Raw genomic sequence first — 15,861 nt, 5'->3', positions numbered from 1 at the left:
CTGTTCGGGCGGGGCCTCAGGCCCCGAGATAGGCTTCGCGGACCCGGGGGTCCTCGATCAGGGTGCGGGCCGGGCCGGAGAGGGTGATGCGCCCGGTCTCCATCACGTAGCCGCGGTCGGCGATGGAGAGGGCGGCGAAGGCGTTCTGCTCCACCACCAGCAGGGTCACGCCGCGATCGCGCAGGGTGGTGATCACCTCGAGGATGCGGTCGACCAGCACCGGGGCGAGGCCCATGGAGGGCTCGTCGAGCAGCATCAGCTTCGGCCGGGTCATGATGGCGCGGCCGATGGCGAGCATCTGCTGCTGCCCGCCGGAGAGGCCCCCCGCCGGCAGCGCCCGCTTCTCCGCCAGCACCGGGAACAGGGTGTAGACCTCGTCGAGATCGGCGGCGAGCGGGCCGCGGCGGTGGTAGGCGCCCAGTGCGAGGTTCTCCTCCACGGGCAGATCGGCGAAGATCTGCCGCCCCTCCGGCGAATGGCCGATGCCGAGCCCGGCGCGGGCATGGTCGGGCCGGCGGCTGATGTCCTCGCCGCGAAAGCGGATGGCGCCGGCGCGCAGCGGCTGCACCCCGGAGATGCAGCGCATCAGCGTGGTCTTGCCGGCGCCGTTTGCCCCCACCAGCGTGACGATCTCGCCCTCCGCCACCGCAAGGTCGATGCCGTGCAGCACCTCCAGCGCGCCATAGGCCGAGACGAGCCCCTCGATGCGCAACAGCTCAGGCATGGGCCGCCCTCGCCTCGGCCGCGCCATGGGCGCCGAGATAGGCCTCGATCACCCGGGGGTTCTCGCGGATCTCCTCCGGCGCGCCCTCGGCGATGCGCCGGCCCTGATCGAGCACCAGGATGCGCGCGGAAATGCGCATCACCAGCCGCATGTCATGTTCGATGAGCACCACGGTCCGCCCCTCCCCGGCGATGGCATGGATGAGATCGTCGATCTCGCGGGTCTCGACGGCGTTGCAGCCTGCGGCGGGCTCGTCGAGCAGCAGGATGGAACAGCCGGTCACCAGCGCGCGGGCGATCTCCAGCCGCTTGAGCTGGCCGTAGGACAGCGCCGCCGCCTCGCGCCCCGCCAGCGCGCCGAGCCCGGTGCGGGTGAGGGCGGCGGCGGCGGCCTCGCGGCTGCGGGCGGTCTCGGCGCGGCTGCCCGGCAGGCCGAAGAGACCCGCGAGCAGCCCGGCGCGCTCGGCCATGTGGCAGCCGGTCATCACGTTTTCCAGCGCGGTCATCTGCGGGAACACGCGCAGGTTCTGGAAGGTGCGGGCCATGCCGGCGCGCGCCAGCCGGTGCGGCGGCAGGCCGGTGACCTCGCGCCCCGCGATGCGCACCGCGCCCGCATCGGCGATGTAGACCCCGCTCACCAGGTTGAAGAGCGTGGTCTTGCCCGCGCCGTTGGGCCCGATGATGGAGGTGACCTCGCCGGGCCGGGCGGTGAAGCCCACGCCGTCGACCGCGCGCAGGCCGCCGAAGGAAATGCCGAGGCCGGAGACTTCGAGCAGGCTCATGACACTCTCCTCGCCAGCCGGCCGGCGCGGCGGGCGGCCCGGCGGCGGGCCAGCAGCCCGGCCAGCGCCGGCACCAGCCCGCGGCGCATCGCGATCATCGTGCCCACCATGATGGCGCCCAGCACCATGTGCTCGTATTCGGCAAACACGGTCAGCACCTGCGGCAGCGCGGTGAGGATCAGCGCCCCCACCAGCGCGCCGTAGACGCTCGCCGCCCCGCCGAGCACCGCCATGGTGACGAGCTCGACCGAATGCATGAAGCCGCCCGCGTCGGGGGTGATGTAGCCGTTGGCCAGCGCCAGCAGCGCCCCCGCCACCGCGGCATAGACCGCCGAGATCACGAAGGCGGCGGATTTGGCCCGCGCCACGTCCACCCCCAGCGAGGCGGCGGCCACGTCGCTGTCATGGATGGCGCGGAAGGCCCGGCCGGCCGAGCTCTGCCCGAGGTTCACCGCCAGCACCGCGCCCAACGTGGCGACAGCACCGCAGAGCCAGTACCAGGCCTCGGCGGTTTTCAGCGTGATGCCCACCGATTTCAGCAGGTTGCGGGCCGAGAAGCCGGTGACGGTCATCCCGTCCGGCCCGCCGGTGAGCCAGGCCTCCTTCGAGAGCACCATCCAGATCAGCATGCCGAGGCCGAGCGTGGCGATGGCGAGGTAATAGCCCGAGAGCTTCAGGATCGGCCGGCCGATGAGCGCCGCGAGCAGCGCCGCCCCCGCCGCCCCCGCCAGCATCGCGAGGCCCGAGGGCACGCCGTATTGCGGCAGCAGGGCGGTGGCATAGGCGCCGATGGCGAAGAAGCCGGCGTGCCCGAGGCTCACCAGCCCCACGTAGCCCAGCAGCACCACCATGCCGGTGACCGCGAGCGTGTTGATCCACACCAGCGTGCCGACGCGGTAGAAGAAGGAGGAGGGGAACACCAGCGCCCCCAGCACCACGAGGGCGGCGAAGACGAGGAAGGTGCGGGTTCCGGGGCCGAGGGTCATCACACGCGCTCCGTCATCCGGGCGCCGAACAGGCCCTGCGGGCGCAGGAACAGCACCGCGAGGATCACCACGAAGGCGGCGGCGTCCTTGTAGTCCGAGCTCACGTAGCCGGCGGTGAGCGCCTCGATCAGCCCGATCAGCAGCCCGCCCGCAAGCGCCCCCTGCGCCGAGCCCACGCCGCCCAGCATGGTGGCCGAGAAGCCCTTGAGCGCCACCAGAACCCCCACGTCGTAGCTGGTGAAGGTGACCGGGGTGGCGAGCACGCCGGCAAGCGCCCCGATGGCGGCGGAAAGCGCGAAGGAGAGGTTCATCGCCGCCCTGGTGTTGATGCCCACGAGGGCGGCCGCCAGCCGGTTGGAGGCGGTGGCGCGGATGCCGCGCCCCGCCCGGGTGTGGCCCATGAACCAGGCGAGGAAGGCGAACACCACGAGGCTGCCGCCGATGATCCACAGGCTCTGCGGCAGGATGGTGGCGCCGAGAAAGCCGATGGGCGCCTCGCCGGAAAAGCCGTCGTAGCGGTGGATCTGCTTGTCGAACACCATCTGCATCGCGCCGCGCAGGAAGATGCTCGCCCCGATGGTGATGATGATGAGCGAGACCAGCGGCGCCTGGCCCGCCGGCCGGATGGCCAGCCGGTAGAGCAGCAGCCCCACCACGAGCCCCGCCAGCACGGCGAGCGGGGCGGCGATGAGCGGCGGAACCCCGGCCCCGATCAGGGCCGCCGCCGTCAGCCCGCCGATGACGACGAACTCGCCCTGCGCGAAGTTCACCACCCCGGTGGCGTTGTAGATCAGCGTGAAGCCCAGGGCGACGGCGGCATAGATCGCGCCCACCGTGACCCCCGAGACGAGGAATTGCAGGAGTTCCGCCACGGCGCCTTACTCCACCGGGGCCCAGCCGCCGTCGCGGATCTCGAGCATCCGGAAGGCGGTGAGGTCGAGGCCGAGATGGTCCTCGGGGGAGAAGGAGTAGACACCGGTGACCCCGGCGTAGCCCGAGGTGGCCTCGATCGCGTCGCGGATGGCGGCGGGGTCGTCGGCGCCGGCGCTCTCGATGGCCGCGATCACGATGTTGAACGCGTCATAGGCATAGCCGCCGAAGGTGGAGGGGGTGTCGCCGTATTTCGCCTCGTAGGCGGCGATGTAATCGGTCACGGGCTGTTTCTGCGGGTCGTCATCGGCGAGCTGGCCGGGGATGAGCAGCGGGGTGGCCGGCAGGCGCACGCCCTCGGCCGCGGGGCCGGCGAGCTCGATGAAACTGTCGGAGGCGACACCGTGGCTCTGGTAGAACGGCAGCTCCAGCCCGAGCTGGGCGAAGTTGCGCGTCACCACCGCCGGGCCCTGGCCGAAGCCGGGGTTCACCACCGCCTCCACGCCCGCCGTGTTGGCGATGTTGGTGAGCTGGGGGGTCATGTCGGCGTCGTTCGGCCCGTAGGTCTCGTCGGCCACGATCTCCACGCCCGAGGCCTCCGCCACGTCGAGGCACTGCTCGCGCATCGACTTGCCGAAGCCCCCGGTGCCCGAGATCATCCCCACCTTGGTGAGGCCGCGGCCGGTGATGTCGGCGAAGATCTTCTCGCAGGCCATGCGGTCGGTGTGGGGGGTCTTGAACACGTAGTCCTGCACCGGGTCGATGATCACCACCGCGCCGGCGAGCGAGATGAACGGGATCTCGTATTCCCCGAAGAGCGGCGACATCGCCATGGTGGCGCCGGTGGAGGTGCCGCCGATCACCGCCACAACCTCGTCCTCCTCGATGAGGCGGGTGGCGAAGGTGCGCGCCTTGTTGGGGTCGCCGCCGTCATCGTAGAGCACGAGCTTCAGCGGCTCGCCGTTCACGCCGCCCTCGGCGTTCACCGCCTCCACGAGCATTTCCAGCGTCTTGGCCTCGGGGTCGCCGAGGAAGGCCGCCGGGCCGGTGACCGCGAGCGACGCGCCGATGCGGATCTCCGCCGCCGCCGGCAGGGCCGCGAGGAGTGCCAGCGCGGAGAGCCCCGCGCCGAGTTTTGCAGATGTCATCTCTTTCCTCCCATAGGTCACACCCACTGACGTTAACCTCAATTCGCGTGACATGTTATTCATTGACCACGCGGTCGGTTTATGCAACACATTTTTCAGCGGTCACCGCAGAACGTGTGCCGCATCCATGCCCTGGGAGGGCCACGATGAAAGGGCAGAGATGACCGATTCCGTGCTGTTGCAGCAGGTTGAGGGCGGCGTCATGGAGCTGACGCTGAACCGGCCGGAGCGACTCAATTCCTTTACCGAAGAGCTGCACCTCGCCCTGCGCGCGGCCCTCGACACTGCCGCGCGCGAAGACGGCGTGCGCGCCGTGCTGATTACCGGGGCGGGGCGCGGCTTCTGCGCCGGGCAGGACCTGGGCGCGCGCAACCCGGACGCGGCCTCCGGCCCGCCCGACCTCGGCGAGACCATCGACAGCCTGTGGAACCCGCTGGTGCGCCGGCTGCGCGCCCTGCCCAAGCCGGTGATCTGCGCGGTAAACGGCGTGGCGGCGGGCGCGGGCGCCAACGTGGCGCTGGCCTGCGACATCGTGCTGGCCGCCGAGGAGGCGCGCTTCATCCAGTCCTTCGCCAACATCGGCCTGGTGCCCGATTCGGGCGGCACCTGGACCCTGACCCGCGCCATCGGCGAGGCCCGCGCCAAGGCGCTGATGCTCACCGGCGCGCCGATCTCCGCCCGCGAGGCGGCGGACTGGGGGCTGATCTGGCGCGCCCTGCCCGGGGCGGAGCTGATGGGCGAGGCGCGCGCGCTTGCCGCGAAGCTCGCCGCCGGCCCCACCTTCGGCTACGCGCTCACCAAGCAGGCGGTGCATGCCGCGGGCTACCTCAGCCTCGACGAGAGCCTCGACCTGGAGCGCGATTTGCAGCGCCGCGCCGGCCGCAGCCCCGACTATGCCGAGGGCGTGCGCGCCTTCACCGAGAAGCGCACGCCCGCCTTCACGGGGCGCGAGTCATGAGCCCGGACGACCTCGCCCCGCTCTCCGCGCAGGAGACCGCCAGCCGCTCCGCCGCCGCGATGCAGGCGGGCGACGCCGCGAGCCGCCTGCTCGGCATGGAGCTGGTCGAGACCGGCCCCGGCTTTGCCCGGATGCGAATGCGCGTGCGCCCTGACATGCTCAACGGCGTGGGCACCGCGCATGGCGGCTTCATCTTCGCGCTCGCCGACAGCACCTTCGCCTTCGCCTGCAACAGCTACAACGCGCGCACGGTGGCCCAGCACTGCGCGGTCACCTTCCACGCCCCGGGCCGCGAGGGCGATACCCTCACCGCCGAGGCGCGCGAGGTGCAGCGCGCCGGGCGCTCCGGTCTCTACGACATCGCGGTGACCAACGCCGAGGGCACGCTGATCGCCAGTTTCCGCGGCCATTCGCGCACCATCAAGGGCAGCCATTTCGAGGCCTGAGCGGCCCCGCGAGACCCCGACCAGAACAAGGGGCGATACGGCCCCGGGAGGAACCCAGAATGCTCAACGTCAACGGCCCCCGCGCGGCGCTCGACCCGATCGAGACCGCCTCGCGTGACGAGATCACCGCCCTGCAGCTCAGCCGGCTGAAGGCCACGCTGCGCGCCGCCTACGAGGGCTCGCCCTTTTACCGCCGGCAGTTCGACGCGGCGGGCGTCCACCCGGACGACCTCAAGTCCCTGTCGGACCTCGCGAAATTCCCGTTTACCCAGAAGCAGGACCTGCGCGACAATTATCCCTTCGGCATGTTCGCCGTGCCGCGGGAGAAGATCGCGCGGCTGCACGCCTCCTCCGGCACAACCGGCAAGCCCACCGTGGTGGCCTACACCAGGCGTGACATCGACACCTGGGCCGACCTCGTGGCCCGCTCCATCCGCGCCGCCGGCGGCGGGCCGGGCGACATCTGCCACGTGGCCTACGGCTACGGGCTGTTCACCGGCGGGCTCGGGGCGCACTACGGGGCGGAGAAGCTGGGCTGCACCGTGGTGCCGGTCTCCGGCGGCATGACCGAGCGGCAGGTGACGCTGATCGAGGATTTCCGCCCCTCGATCATCATGGTCACGCCCTCCTACATGCTCTCCATCCTCGACGCCTACACCAAGGCGGGGCTCGACCCGCGCCGCTCCTCGCTGCGCACCGGCATCTTCGGCGCCGAGCCCTGGACCAACGCCATGCGCGAGGAGATCGAGACTGCCTTCGACATGGACGCGGTCGACATCTTCGGGCTGTCGGAGGTGATGGGCCCGGGCGTGGCGCAGGAATGCGTCGAGACCAAGGACGAGCTGCACATCTGGGAGGACCATTTCTACCCCGAGATCGTGAACCCCGAGACCGGCGAGCCGGTGGCAGAGGGCGAGAAGGGCGAGCTGGTCTTCACCTCGCTCACCAAGGAGGCCTTCCCGATCATCCGCTACCGCACGCGCGACCTCACCCGGCTGCTGCCCGGCACCGCCCGCTCGATGCGGCGGATGGAGAAGGTAACCGGGCGCTCGGACGACATGATCATCCTGCGCGGGGTCAACGTGTTCCCCACCCAGATCGAGGAGCAGATCCTCAAATGCGCCCGCCTCGCGCCGCATTACGAGATCGAGCTCACCCGCTCCGGCCGGATGGACTGCATGACCGTGCGCTGCGAGGGCAAGGCCGGCATGGGCTCGGCGGAGAGCGCCGCCGCGGCGCGCGAGCTTTCGGGCCACATCAAGAGCGTGGTCGGTGTCTCGAGCGTGGTGGAGGTGCTGGGGCCCGGCGCGCTGAAGCGCTCCGAGGGCAAGGCCCAGCGCGTGCATGACCGGCGCCCGGAGCGCTGATCCGCCCCGATTGAGGCCGGGGGCAAAGCTGGCTACAAAGGTCTCCGCCCTGTCGGAGACCTGCATGAACACCTCGGTAACCTCCCGGATTCTCGAAACCTTTCCCGTGAGCGCCGGGGCGTTCATCGTCACGCTCTACGGTGACGTGGTGGCGCCGCGCGGCGGCGAGCTGTGGATGGGCAACATCGTGGAGGCCTGCCGCGCCGTGCAGATCTCCGAGAGCCGGGTGCGCACCGCGGTCTCGCGGCTGGTGGCCTCCGGGCGCATCGCGGGCGAGAAGCACGGCCGCAAGAGCTACTACCGGCTCACCGAGGCGGCGAACCGCGAGTTCACCCATGCCGCAAGGCTGATCTACTCGCGCCCGCGGGCCGAGCCGCTGCGCGGCTGGCATCTCGTGGCCCTGCCGCAGGGCGCGGGGCGCGAGGCGCTGGTGCACCGGCTCGCGAAGCTGCGCTTCGGCATGGCGCAGCCGCATCTCGCCATCCTGCCCGACCGGGGCGAGCCGCTGCCGCCGCTCGGCGCCATCCATTTCCGCGCCACCACCGATGACGACCTCACCGAGCTCGCCCGCGGCGCCTGGCAGCTCGAGGCGCTGGCCGGGCGGATCGACCGGTTCGTGGAAGGTTTCTCGCCGCTGGAGGGCCGCAGCTTCGCGCCCGCCGAGGCGCTCGGCCTGCGGCTGCTGCTGGTGCACATCTTCCGCGACATCGCCCTGTCGGACCCCGCCCTGCCGCTGGGCATGCTGCCCGAGAGCTGGCAGAGCCCGGAGGCCCGCGCGCTGTTCGCGCGGCTCTACCTCGCGCTTACCCCCGGGGCCGATGCCGCCGTGGCAGCCACCTTCGTGGACCGCAACGGCACGCTCGCCGCCGACCCCACGCGCATCGCCCGCCGCATCGCCGACCTCTCCTACCACTGAAGCCGCCCTGCCCGGCCGCCCACGCGGCACGCGGATCTTCACATGTCACGCGATATGTCACACTTTGCTTGCTATGTGACATATCGAGTGCCATATTCCCGGGAAAGCACAAGACCGAGTCTCGGGAGGATTCATGACGGACGCCCTGATCTGCGATGCGCAGCGCACCCCGATCGGCCGCTACGGCGGCGCGCTCTCGGGCGTGCGGGCGGACGACCTGGCGGCAGAGCCGATCCGCGCGCTGGCCGCGCGCAACCCGGGCGTGGACTGGGGCAGGCTCGACGACGTGATCCTCGGCTGCGCCAACCAGGCCGGCGAGGACAACCGCAACGTGGCCCGCATGGCCGCCCTGCTGGCCGGCCTGCCTGTCACGGTGCCGGGCACCACGGTGAACCGGCTCTGCGGCTCGGGGATGGACGCGGTGGGCATGGCCGCCCGCGGCCTGAAATCGGGCGATTATGACACCGTGCTCGCCGGCGGGGTGGAGAGCATGAGCCGCGCGCCCTTCGTGATGGCGAAGGCCACCGCCGCCTTCTCCCGCGCCGCGGAGATCCATGACACCACCATCGGCTGGCGCTTCACCAACCCGGCGCTGAAGGCGCAGTACGGCGCCCATTCCATGCCCGAGACCGCCGACAACGTGGCGGCCGACTACGGCGTGTCGCGTGCCGACCAGGATGCGTTCGCCGCCCTCAGCCAGGCCCGATGGGCCGCAGCCCAGGCCCGCGGCGTGTTCGCCGACGAGATCGCCCCGGTGAGCGTGAAGCAGCGCCGCGGCGCGCCGATCGTGGTCGATACCGACGAACACCCCCGCCCGGGCACCGACACCGCGGCGCTGGCGAAGCTGCGCGGGGTGAACGGCCCCGATCTCACCGTGACCGCCGGCAATGCCTCGGGCGTGAACGACGGCGCGGCCGCCCTGCTGCTCGCCACGCCCGAGGCCGCCGCGCGCCAGGGGCTCAGCCCGATGGCGCGGGTGGTGGCGATGGCGGCGGCGGGGGTGGAGCCGCGGGTGATGGGCGTGGGCCCGGTGCCCGCGGTGCGCAAGCTGCTCGCCCGCACGGGCCTCAGCCTCGAGCAGATGGACGTGATCGAGCTCAACGAGGCCTTCGCGGCCCAGGGCATCGCGGTGCTGCGCGAGCTCGGCCTCGCCGAGGACGCGGCCCATGTGAACCCCAATGGCGGCGCCATCGCGCTGGGTCATCCGCTCGGCATGTCCGGCGCGCGGCTCGTCACCACCGCGGCGCATGAGCTGCGCCGGCGCGGCGGGCGCTACGCGCTCTGCACCATGTGCATCGGCGTGGGCCAGGGCATCGCCATGATCATCGAAGCACGGAACTGAAGGAGGAAGGCCATGTACGCACAACTCGTGGAGAGCGGCGCCGAGGGCACGTCCGAGGCGGATGCCCGGTTCCAGGCCCGCATCGACGCAGGCATCCGCATCGAGCCGAAGGACTGGATGCCCGAGGGCTACCGCAAGACGCTGATCCGCCAGATCGGCCAGCACGCGCATTCCGAGATCGTCGGCCAGCTGCCGGAGGGCAACTGGATCACCCGCGCGCCCAGCCTGCAGCGCAAGGCCATCCTGCTCGCCAAGGTGCAGGACGAGGCGGGCCACGGCCTCTACCTCTACTGCGCCGCCGAGACGCTGGGCATCTCGCGCGACGAGATGACCGAGCAGCTGCTGGCCGGCAAGGCGAAGTACAGCTCGATCTTCAACTACCCCACCCTCACCTGGGCCGACGTGGGCGCCATCGGCTGGCTGGTCGACGGTGCGGCGATCATGAACCAGGTGCCGCTGCAGCGCTGCTCCTTCGGCCCCTACTCGCGCGCGATGATCCGGATCTGCAAGGAGGAGAGCTTCCACCAGCGCCAGGGCTTCGACATCATGCGCGCGCTCTGCCACGGCTCGGAGGCGCAGAAGGCGATGGCGCAGGACGCGCTGAACCGCTGGTGGTGGCCCTCGCTGATGATGTTCGGGCCGCCGGACGCGGACTCGGTGCATTCCGAGCAGTCGATGAAATGGGGCATCAAGCAGAACTCGAACGACGAGCTGCGGCAGAAATTCGTCGACCAGACCGTGCCGCAGGCCGAGTGGCTGGGCCTGAAGGTGCCCGACCCCGACCTCGCCTGGAACGCGGAGAAGGACGGCTACGATTTCGGCACCCCGGACTGGGACGAGTTCTTCGCGGTGCTCAAGGGCAACGGCCCGTGCAACCGCGAGCGCCTCGCCGCCCGGCAGAAGGCCTGGGACGATGGCGCCTGGTTCCGCGAGGGGCTGATGGCCCATGCCGAAAAACACAAGCGAGCAGCGGAGTAAGAGACGATGAGCAGGGAATGGCCCCTCTGGGAAGTGTTCATCCGTGGCCAGCACGGCCTGTCGCACCGGCACGTGGGCAGCCTGCATGCGCCCGACGCCGAGATGGCGCTGAAGCACGCGCGCGATGTCTATACGCGGCGCAACGAAGGCCAGAGCATCTGGGTGGTGGAATCCGCCCGCATCACCGCCTCCAGCCCCGATGACGCCGAGCAGACCTTCGAGCCGGCGGCCTCCAAGGTCTACCGTCACCCGAGCTTCTTCGACATCCCCGACGAGATCGGAGCGATGTGATGGACCCGTTCGTGACCTTCTGCCTGCGCATGGGCGACAACGCGCTCATCCTCGGGCAGCGCACGGGCGAGTGGTGCGGCCACGCGCCCATCCTGGAGGAGGACATCGCCTTCGCCAACATGGGGCTCGACCTCATCGGCCAGACCCAGCTCTGGTACGGCCTCGCCTGCGAGGCCGAGGGCGGTGCGCGCACGCCGGATGATCTCGCCTTCCTGCGCGGCGAGCGCGAGTTCCTCAACACCCAGCTGGTGGAGCAGCCCAACACCGATTTCGCCCATGCGCTGATGCGCCAGTACATCTTCGACGCCTGGCACCTGCCGATGCTCGATGCGCTGACCGGCAGCACCCACGACGGCGTGCGCGCCCTGGCGGAGAAATCGGTGAAGGAGGTGCGCTACCACCTCGAGCGCTCGCGCGATCTCATCGTGCGGCTGGGCGACGGTTCGGCCGAGAGCCATGCCCGCATGCAGGCAGCGCTCGAGGCGCTCTGGCCCTTCACCGCCGACCTGCTGGAGACCGACGCCGCCGATGCCGCCCTGCGCGAGACCGGCGTGCTGCCCGACCCCGCCCCGGTGCGCGCCGCCTTCGAGGCGGAGACCGCGGCGAGCCTTGCCGCCGCCACCCTCGCCCTGCCCGAGGCCCGGCTCACCCGCCGCGGCGGCCGGCAGGGCATCCATTCCGAGCACATGGGCTACGTGCTGGCGGAGATGCAGTCGCTGCCGCGCGCACACCCGGGAGCGGTGTGGTGATGCAGCCCGGGCTCGACACCATCCGCGCCTGGCTGGAGGAGATCCCGGACCCCGAGATCCCGGCGGTCTCGCTGGTCGACCTCGGCATCGTGCGCGATGTCGGGCTGGAGGAGGGGCGCGTGGTGGTCACCGTGACACCCACCTATGCCGGCTGCCCGGCCACCGCGGTGATCGCGCTCGACATCGAGACCGAGCTCACCCGCCGCGGCGCGGGGCCGGTGCAGGTGCGCCAGCAGCTCTCCCCCGCCTGGACGACGGACTGGATCAGCCCCGAGGGCCGCGAGAAGCTGCGCGCCTACGGCATCGCCCCGCCGCAGCCCGGCCTCGCCTCCTGCGCCGGCATGCTCGCCGCCCAGAAGGCGCCCTGCCCGCAATGCGGCTCGGAGGACACCGAGATGCTCACCCCCCGCGGCTCCACCCCCTGCAAGGCGCAGTTCCGCTGCCGCGCCTGCGCCGAGCCCTTCGACTATTTCAAGGCGATCTGATGCAAGAGTTCTTCCCCCTCACCGTCACCGACATCGCCCATGACACGCGTGACGCGGTGGTGCTCAGCCTCGCGCCCCGGGCCGAGGACCTGGAGCGCTTCCGCTTCCGCCCCGGGCAATACCTCACCTTCCGCCGCAGCTTCGACGGCGAGGAGCTGCGCCGCTCCTACTCGATCTGCGCCGCCCCCGGCGAGGGCCTGCGGGTGGGCATCAAGCGGGTCTCCGGCGGGGCGTTTTCCGGCTGGGCGAAATCGGACCTCGCCGTGGGCGACACGATCGAGGCCATGCCGCCGCAGGGCCGCTTCGGCCCCGGCGACACCGCGCCCGAGGCGCAGGCCCGCCACTACATCGGCTTTGCCGCGGGCTCGGGCATCACGCCGGTGCTCTCCATCGCCCGCACCATCCTGAGCGGAGACCCGCAGGCGCGCTTCACCCTGGTCTACGGCAACCGCGCCGTGGCCTCGGTGATGTTCCGCGCCGAGCTGGGCGAGCTGAAGGACCGCTATCTCTCCCGCTTCTCGGTGCTGCACCTGTTCTCCGGCCCGGGCGCCGAGGAAGGGCTGTTCTCCGGCCGCATCGACGCAGGCAAATGCGCCGCCCTCTTCGGCGGCTGGCTGCAGCCGGCGGAGGCCGAGATGGCCTTCATCTGCGGCCCCGAGGCGATGATGAAGGAGGTGGCAGGCGCGCTGGAAGGCGCCGGCCTGCCGCGCGAGCGCATCCGCTTCGAGCTCTTCGGCGCCGACCAGCCGGGCCGCGCGAAGCTGCGCGCCGAGGCCGCCGCCGCCCGCGCCTCCGGCGACATGGTGCGCGCCACCGTGATCATCGACGGCGCGGCCACCGAGTTTCAGATGCCCCGCCGCGGCCAGAGCGTGCTCGAGGCCGCGCGCGAGCATGACATCGACGCCCCCTTCTCCTGCAAGGCCGGCGTCTGCTCCACCTGCATCGGCCGCGTGCACAAGGGCGAGGTGGAGATGCTGCAGAATTACGCGCTCGAGGATTACGAGGTCGCCCGCGGGCTGGTGCTCACCTGCCAGTGCATCCCGCTGAGCGACGAGATCGTCATCGAATACGAAGGACACTGACATGCTGGACGCAGACCGCACCGAACCGCGCCGCCTCGCAAGCTACATCGCCGGGCGCTGGCAGGAAGGCGCCGGCGCCGGCACGCTGGTGCATGACGCGGCCACCGGCGCGCCCGTGGCCCGGGTCGACGCCACCGGCCTCGACATGGGCGCCGCCCTCGCCCACGGGCGGGAGGCCGGCGGCCCCGCCCTGCGCGCGATGAGCGTGCATGCCCGCGCGCTGATGATGAAGGAGATCGGCCTCGCGCTGATGGAGGCGAAGGAGGAGCTCTACACCCTCTCCTTCGCCACCGGCGCGACCCGCACCGACAGCTGGGTGGACATCGACGGCGGCATCGGCACCCTGCTCACCTACGCCTCGCGCGGGCGGCGCGAGCTGCCGAACGCCGCCGTGCTCACCGATGGCGCCCCCGAGATCCTCTCGAAGGACGGCAGCTTCATCGGCCAGCACATCCTCACCCCGCTCTCGGGCGTGGCGATCCACATCAACGCCTTCAACTTCCCCGTCTGGGGCATGCTGGAGAAGCTCGCCCCCACCTGGCTCGCCGGCATGCCCGCCATCGTGAAGCCCGCCAGCCAGACCGCCTATCTCACCGAGGCCTGCGTGCGGCTGATCCTCGCCACCGGCCTGCTGCCCGAAGGCGCGCTGCAGCTGGTCTGCGGCGGCACGGGCGACCTGCTCGACCGGGTGACGGCGCAGGACGTGGTCACCTTCACCGGCTCCGCCGCCACCGCCCGCCGCCTGCGCGCCACCCCCGCCATCGTACAGAACTCGGTGCGCTTCACCGCCGAGGCGGACAGCCTCAACGCCTCCATCCTCGGCCCCGATGCCGGGCCCGGCACGCCGGAATTCGAGCTCTTCGTGAAGGAGGTCGCCCGCGAGATGACCGTGAAGGCGGGGCAGAAATGCACCGCCATCCGCCGCGCCATCGTGCCGGCCGCACATCTCGAGCCGGTCACCGAGGCGCTGAAGGCGCGGCTCGCGAAGATCGTCATCGGCAACCCGGCCGAGGAGGGCACCCGCATGGGCCCGCTCGCCTCCCCCGCCCAGGTGGAGGAGGTGCGCGGCGCCATCGCCCGCATCGCCGCCGAGGCGCGCATCGTGCTCGAACCCGGGCCGGTGCCTCAGGGCGGTGCCTTCCACGCGCCCTGCCTCATGGTGTGCGACAGCCCCCTCACCGCCACGGCCCCGCACGAGGTCGAGGCCTTCGGCCCGGTCTGCACGCTGATGCCCTACGCCACGCCGGCCGAGGCGGTGGAGATCGCGAATCGCGGCGGCGGCTCGCTCGTCGCCTCGCTGTTCACCGATGACGGTGCCGTGGCGCGCGAGATCGGGCTCGGCATCGCCCGCGCCCATGGCCGCCTGCTGTTCGGAAACCGGGGGGCGGCGAAAACCTCCACCGGCCATGGCTCGCCCCTGCCCCAGCTGGTGCATGGCGGCCCGGGACGGGCCGGCGGCGGCGAGGAGCTCGGCGGCATGCGGGCGCTGCACCACTACACCCAGCGCACCGCGCTGCAGGGCACGCCGGACATGCTCACCGCCATCATCGGCCAGTGGATGCCCGGCGCGGCCCGGCGCGAGGACGCGGTGCACCCGTTCCGCAAGTCCCTCGCCGAGCTGGAGGTGGGCGACACCATCACCACCGAAAGCCGGCAGGTGACGGTGGAGGACATCGCCCATTTCGCCGAGTTCACCGGCGACAATTTCTATGCCCACATGGACGAAGAGGCCGCCGCGCGAAACCCGTTCTTCGAGGGGCGCGTGGCGCATGGCTACCTCATCGTGTCCTTCGCCGCGGGCCTCTTCGTGCAGCCCGACGAGGGGCCGGTGCTGGCCAATTACGGCGTCGACAACCTGCGCTTCCTCTCCCCCGTCCACGCCGGCGAGACCCTGCGCGTGCAGCTCACCGCCAAGCAGATCAACCCGCGCGAAACCGAGGCGTATGGCGAGGTGCGCTGGGACTGCACCGTGACCCGCGCCGACGGCGAGGTGGTGGCCCAGTACGACGTGCTGACCATGGTGGCGAAAACCCAGCGGGCCGCCTGATGGCCCGCTGCTACGCGCTCGACGACTTCACCCCGGTGGCCGACCCCTCGGCCTTCCTCCACCCCGAGGCGGTGCTGATCGGCGACGTGCACGTGGGCCCCGGCGCCTATATCGGCCCCGGCGCGGTGCTGCGCGGCGATTTCGGCCGGGTGATCGTGGGCGCGCGCGCCAACGTGCAGGAAACCTGCGTGATGCACGCCTTCCCCGGCCGCGACGTGGTGGTCGACGAGATGGGCCACATCGGCCACGGCGCGGTGCTGCACGGCTGCGTGGTGGGGGCCAACGCGATGGTGGGCATGAACGCCGTGGTGATGGACGAGGCGGTGATCGGGGCAGAGAGCATCGTCGCCGCCCTCGCCTTCGTGAAGGCGGGCATGCAGGTGCCGCCGCGCTCGATGGTGGTGGGCATGCCGGCCCGCGTGCTGCGCGAGCTGTCCGAGGAGGAGGTCGTGTGGAAAACCCGCGGCACCGAGGTCTATGCCGAGCTCGCCCGCACCGCCACCGCCCGCCTGCGCCCGGCCGATCCCCTGCCCCGCGCCGAGCCCGGCCGTGGCCGCATCCGCGCGCCGGAACACCGCCCGAAATCAGCCGGCCGGGGATGAACTGCCGCCGGCCCGGGCGCGGAACGGCAAAAAGAAACCCCGCTCATCCGAAGATGAGCGGGGTTCTTTATGGGACATCCGATCAAATC

The 15,861-nt window shown here is 71.4% G+C and carries 17 protein-coding genes; 12 read left to right on the top strand and 5 right to left on the bottom strand.

The annotated features are described in order from the left end of the window. Positions 1–16: 16 nt before the first annotated feature. The 5 genes from D3P35_RS16975 to D3P35_RS16955 are packed head-to-tail and all read right to left on the bottom strand — an operon-like array spanning position 17 to position 4,509. The gene (locus D3P35_RS16975; protein ID WP_198670668.1) at positions 17–724 is read right to left on the bottom strand and encodes an ABC transporter ATP-binding protein; all 708 of its coding nucleotides are present in this window, start codon (positions 722–724) and stop codon (positions 17–19) included. Beyond that, positions 717–1,505, bottom strand: coding sequence for an ABC transporter ATP-binding protein (locus D3P35_RS16970; RefSeq protein ID WP_118135941.1), 789 nt, complete (start codon positions 1,503–1,505; stop codon positions 717–719). The genes D3P35_RS16975 and D3P35_RS16970 overlap by 8 nt, the downstream gene beginning before the upstream one ends. After that, on the bottom strand, positions 1,502–2,491 hold the full coding sequence (locus D3P35_RS16965) for a branched-chain amino acid ABC transporter permease (RefSeq protein ID WP_118135937.1): 990 nt from the start codon (positions 2,489–2,491) through the stop codon (positions 1,502–1,504). Before D3P35_RS16965 ends, D3P35_RS16970 begins: the two co-directional genes overlap by 4 nt. Continuing rightward, the gene (locus D3P35_RS16960) at positions 2,491–3,363 is read right to left on the bottom strand and encodes a branched-chain amino acid ABC transporter permease (protein ID WP_118135936.1); all 873 of its coding nucleotides are present in this window, start codon (positions 3,361–3,363) and stop codon (positions 2,491–2,493) included. Before D3P35_RS16960 ends, D3P35_RS16965 begins: the two co-directional genes overlap by 1 nt. A 6-nt stretch (positions 3,364–3,369) precedes the next feature. Then, a complete protein-coding gene (locus D3P35_RS16955) occupies positions 3,370–4,509 on the bottom strand; it encodes an ABC transporter substrate-binding protein (RefSeq protein ID WP_118135935.1) in 1,140 nt (379 codons plus the stop codon). A gap of 160 nt (positions 4,510–4,669) precedes the next feature. Between D3P35_RS16955 and paaG the strand changes: the two genes are divergently transcribed. From paaG to D3P35_RS16895, 12 genes are all read left to right on the top strand, one after another. After that, on the top strand, positions 4,670–5,467 hold the full coding sequence (gene paaG, locus D3P35_RS16950; protein ID WP_118135934.1) for a 2-(1,2-epoxy-1,2-dihydrophenyl)acetyl-CoA isomerase PaaG: 798 nt from the start codon (positions 4,670–4,672) through the stop codon (positions 5,465–5,467). Beyond that, complete coding sequence (paaI, locus tag D3P35_RS16945) at positions 5,464–5,913, top strand: hydroxyphenylacetyl-CoA thioesterase PaaI (RefSeq protein WP_118135933.1); 450 nt, start codon at positions 5,464–5,466, stop codon at positions 5,911–5,913. The genes paaG and paaI overlap by 4 nt, the downstream gene beginning before the upstream one ends. 59 nt (positions 5,914–5,972) lie before the next feature. Beyond that, positions 5,973–7,280 carry a phenylacetate--CoA ligase PaaK gene (gene paaK / locus D3P35_RS16940; protein WP_118135932.1) on the top strand — a complete coding sequence of 436 codons (1,308 nt, stop codon included), beginning with the start codon at positions 5,973–5,975 and terminating at the stop codon, positions 7,278–7,280. A gap of 64 nt (positions 7,281–7,344) precedes the next feature. Beyond that, entirely contained in the window at positions 7,345–8,196 is an 852-nt protein-coding gene (locus D3P35_RS16935; RefSeq protein WP_198670667.1) for a PaaX family transcriptional regulator C-terminal domain-containing protein, read from the top strand. A 133-nt stretch (positions 8,197–8,329) separates the two neighbouring features. Further along, a complete protein-coding gene (pcaF, locus tag D3P35_RS16930) occupies positions 8,330–9,538 on the top strand; it encodes a 3-oxoadipyl-CoA thiolase (protein ID WP_118135930.1) in 1,209 nt (402 codons plus the stop codon). A gap of 12 nt (positions 9,539–9,550) precedes the next feature. Next, positions 9,551–10,516, top strand: coding sequence for a 1,2-phenylacetyl-CoA epoxidase subunit PaaA (paaA, locus tag D3P35_RS16925; protein ID WP_118135929.1), 966 nt, complete (start codon positions 9,551–9,553; stop codon positions 10,514–10,516). Between the two features lie 6 nt (positions 10,517–10,522). Beyond that, complete coding sequence (gene paaB / locus D3P35_RS16920) at positions 10,523–10,807, top strand: 1,2-phenylacetyl-CoA epoxidase subunit PaaB (RefSeq protein ID WP_118135928.1); 285 nt, start codon at positions 10,523–10,525, stop codon at positions 10,805–10,807. Next, positions 10,807–11,556, top strand: coding sequence for a 1,2-phenylacetyl-CoA epoxidase subunit PaaC (gene paaC / locus D3P35_RS16915; RefSeq protein WP_118135927.1), 750 nt, complete (start codon positions 10,807–10,809; stop codon positions 11,554–11,556). Before paaB ends, paaC begins: the two co-directional genes overlap by 1 nt. Beyond that, on the top strand, positions 11,556–12,041 hold the full coding sequence (gene paaD / locus D3P35_RS16910; protein WP_118136083.1) for a 1,2-phenylacetyl-CoA epoxidase subunit PaaD: 486 nt from the start codon (positions 11,556–11,558) through the stop codon (positions 12,039–12,041). Before paaC ends, paaD begins: the two co-directional genes overlap by 1 nt. Further along, positions 12,041–13,123 (top strand): 2Fe-2S iron-sulfur cluster-binding protein, encoded by a 1,083-nt coding sequence (locus tag D3P35_RS16905; RefSeq protein WP_118135926.1) that lies wholly within the window; start codon positions 12,041–12,043, stop codon positions 13,121–13,123. Before paaD ends, D3P35_RS16905 begins: the two co-directional genes overlap by 1 nt. A 1-nt stretch (position 13,124) precedes the next feature. Beyond that, positions 13,125–15,170 carry a phenylacetic acid degradation bifunctional protein PaaZ gene (gene paaZ, locus D3P35_RS16900; protein WP_118135925.1) on the top strand — a complete coding sequence of 682 codons (2,046 nt, stop codon included), beginning with the start codon at positions 13,125–13,127 and terminating at the stop codon, positions 15,168–15,170. Further along, positions 15,170–15,772 (top strand): transferase hexapeptide repeat family protein, encoded by a 603-nt coding sequence (locus tag D3P35_RS16895; protein ID WP_118135924.1) that lies wholly within the window; start codon positions 15,170–15,172, stop codon positions 15,770–15,772. Before paaZ ends, D3P35_RS16895 begins: the two co-directional genes overlap by 1 nt. The last annotated feature ends 89 nt before the right edge of the window (positions 15,773–15,861 follow it).

The organism is Oceanicella sp. SM1341, from assembly GCF_003448965.1.
In the GTDB taxonomy this organism is placed as follows: domain Bacteria; phylum Pseudomonadota; class Alphaproteobacteria; order Rhodobacterales; family Rhodobacteraceae; genus Paroceanicella.
This window is presented reverse-complemented; position numbering and strand designations above follow the sequence as displayed.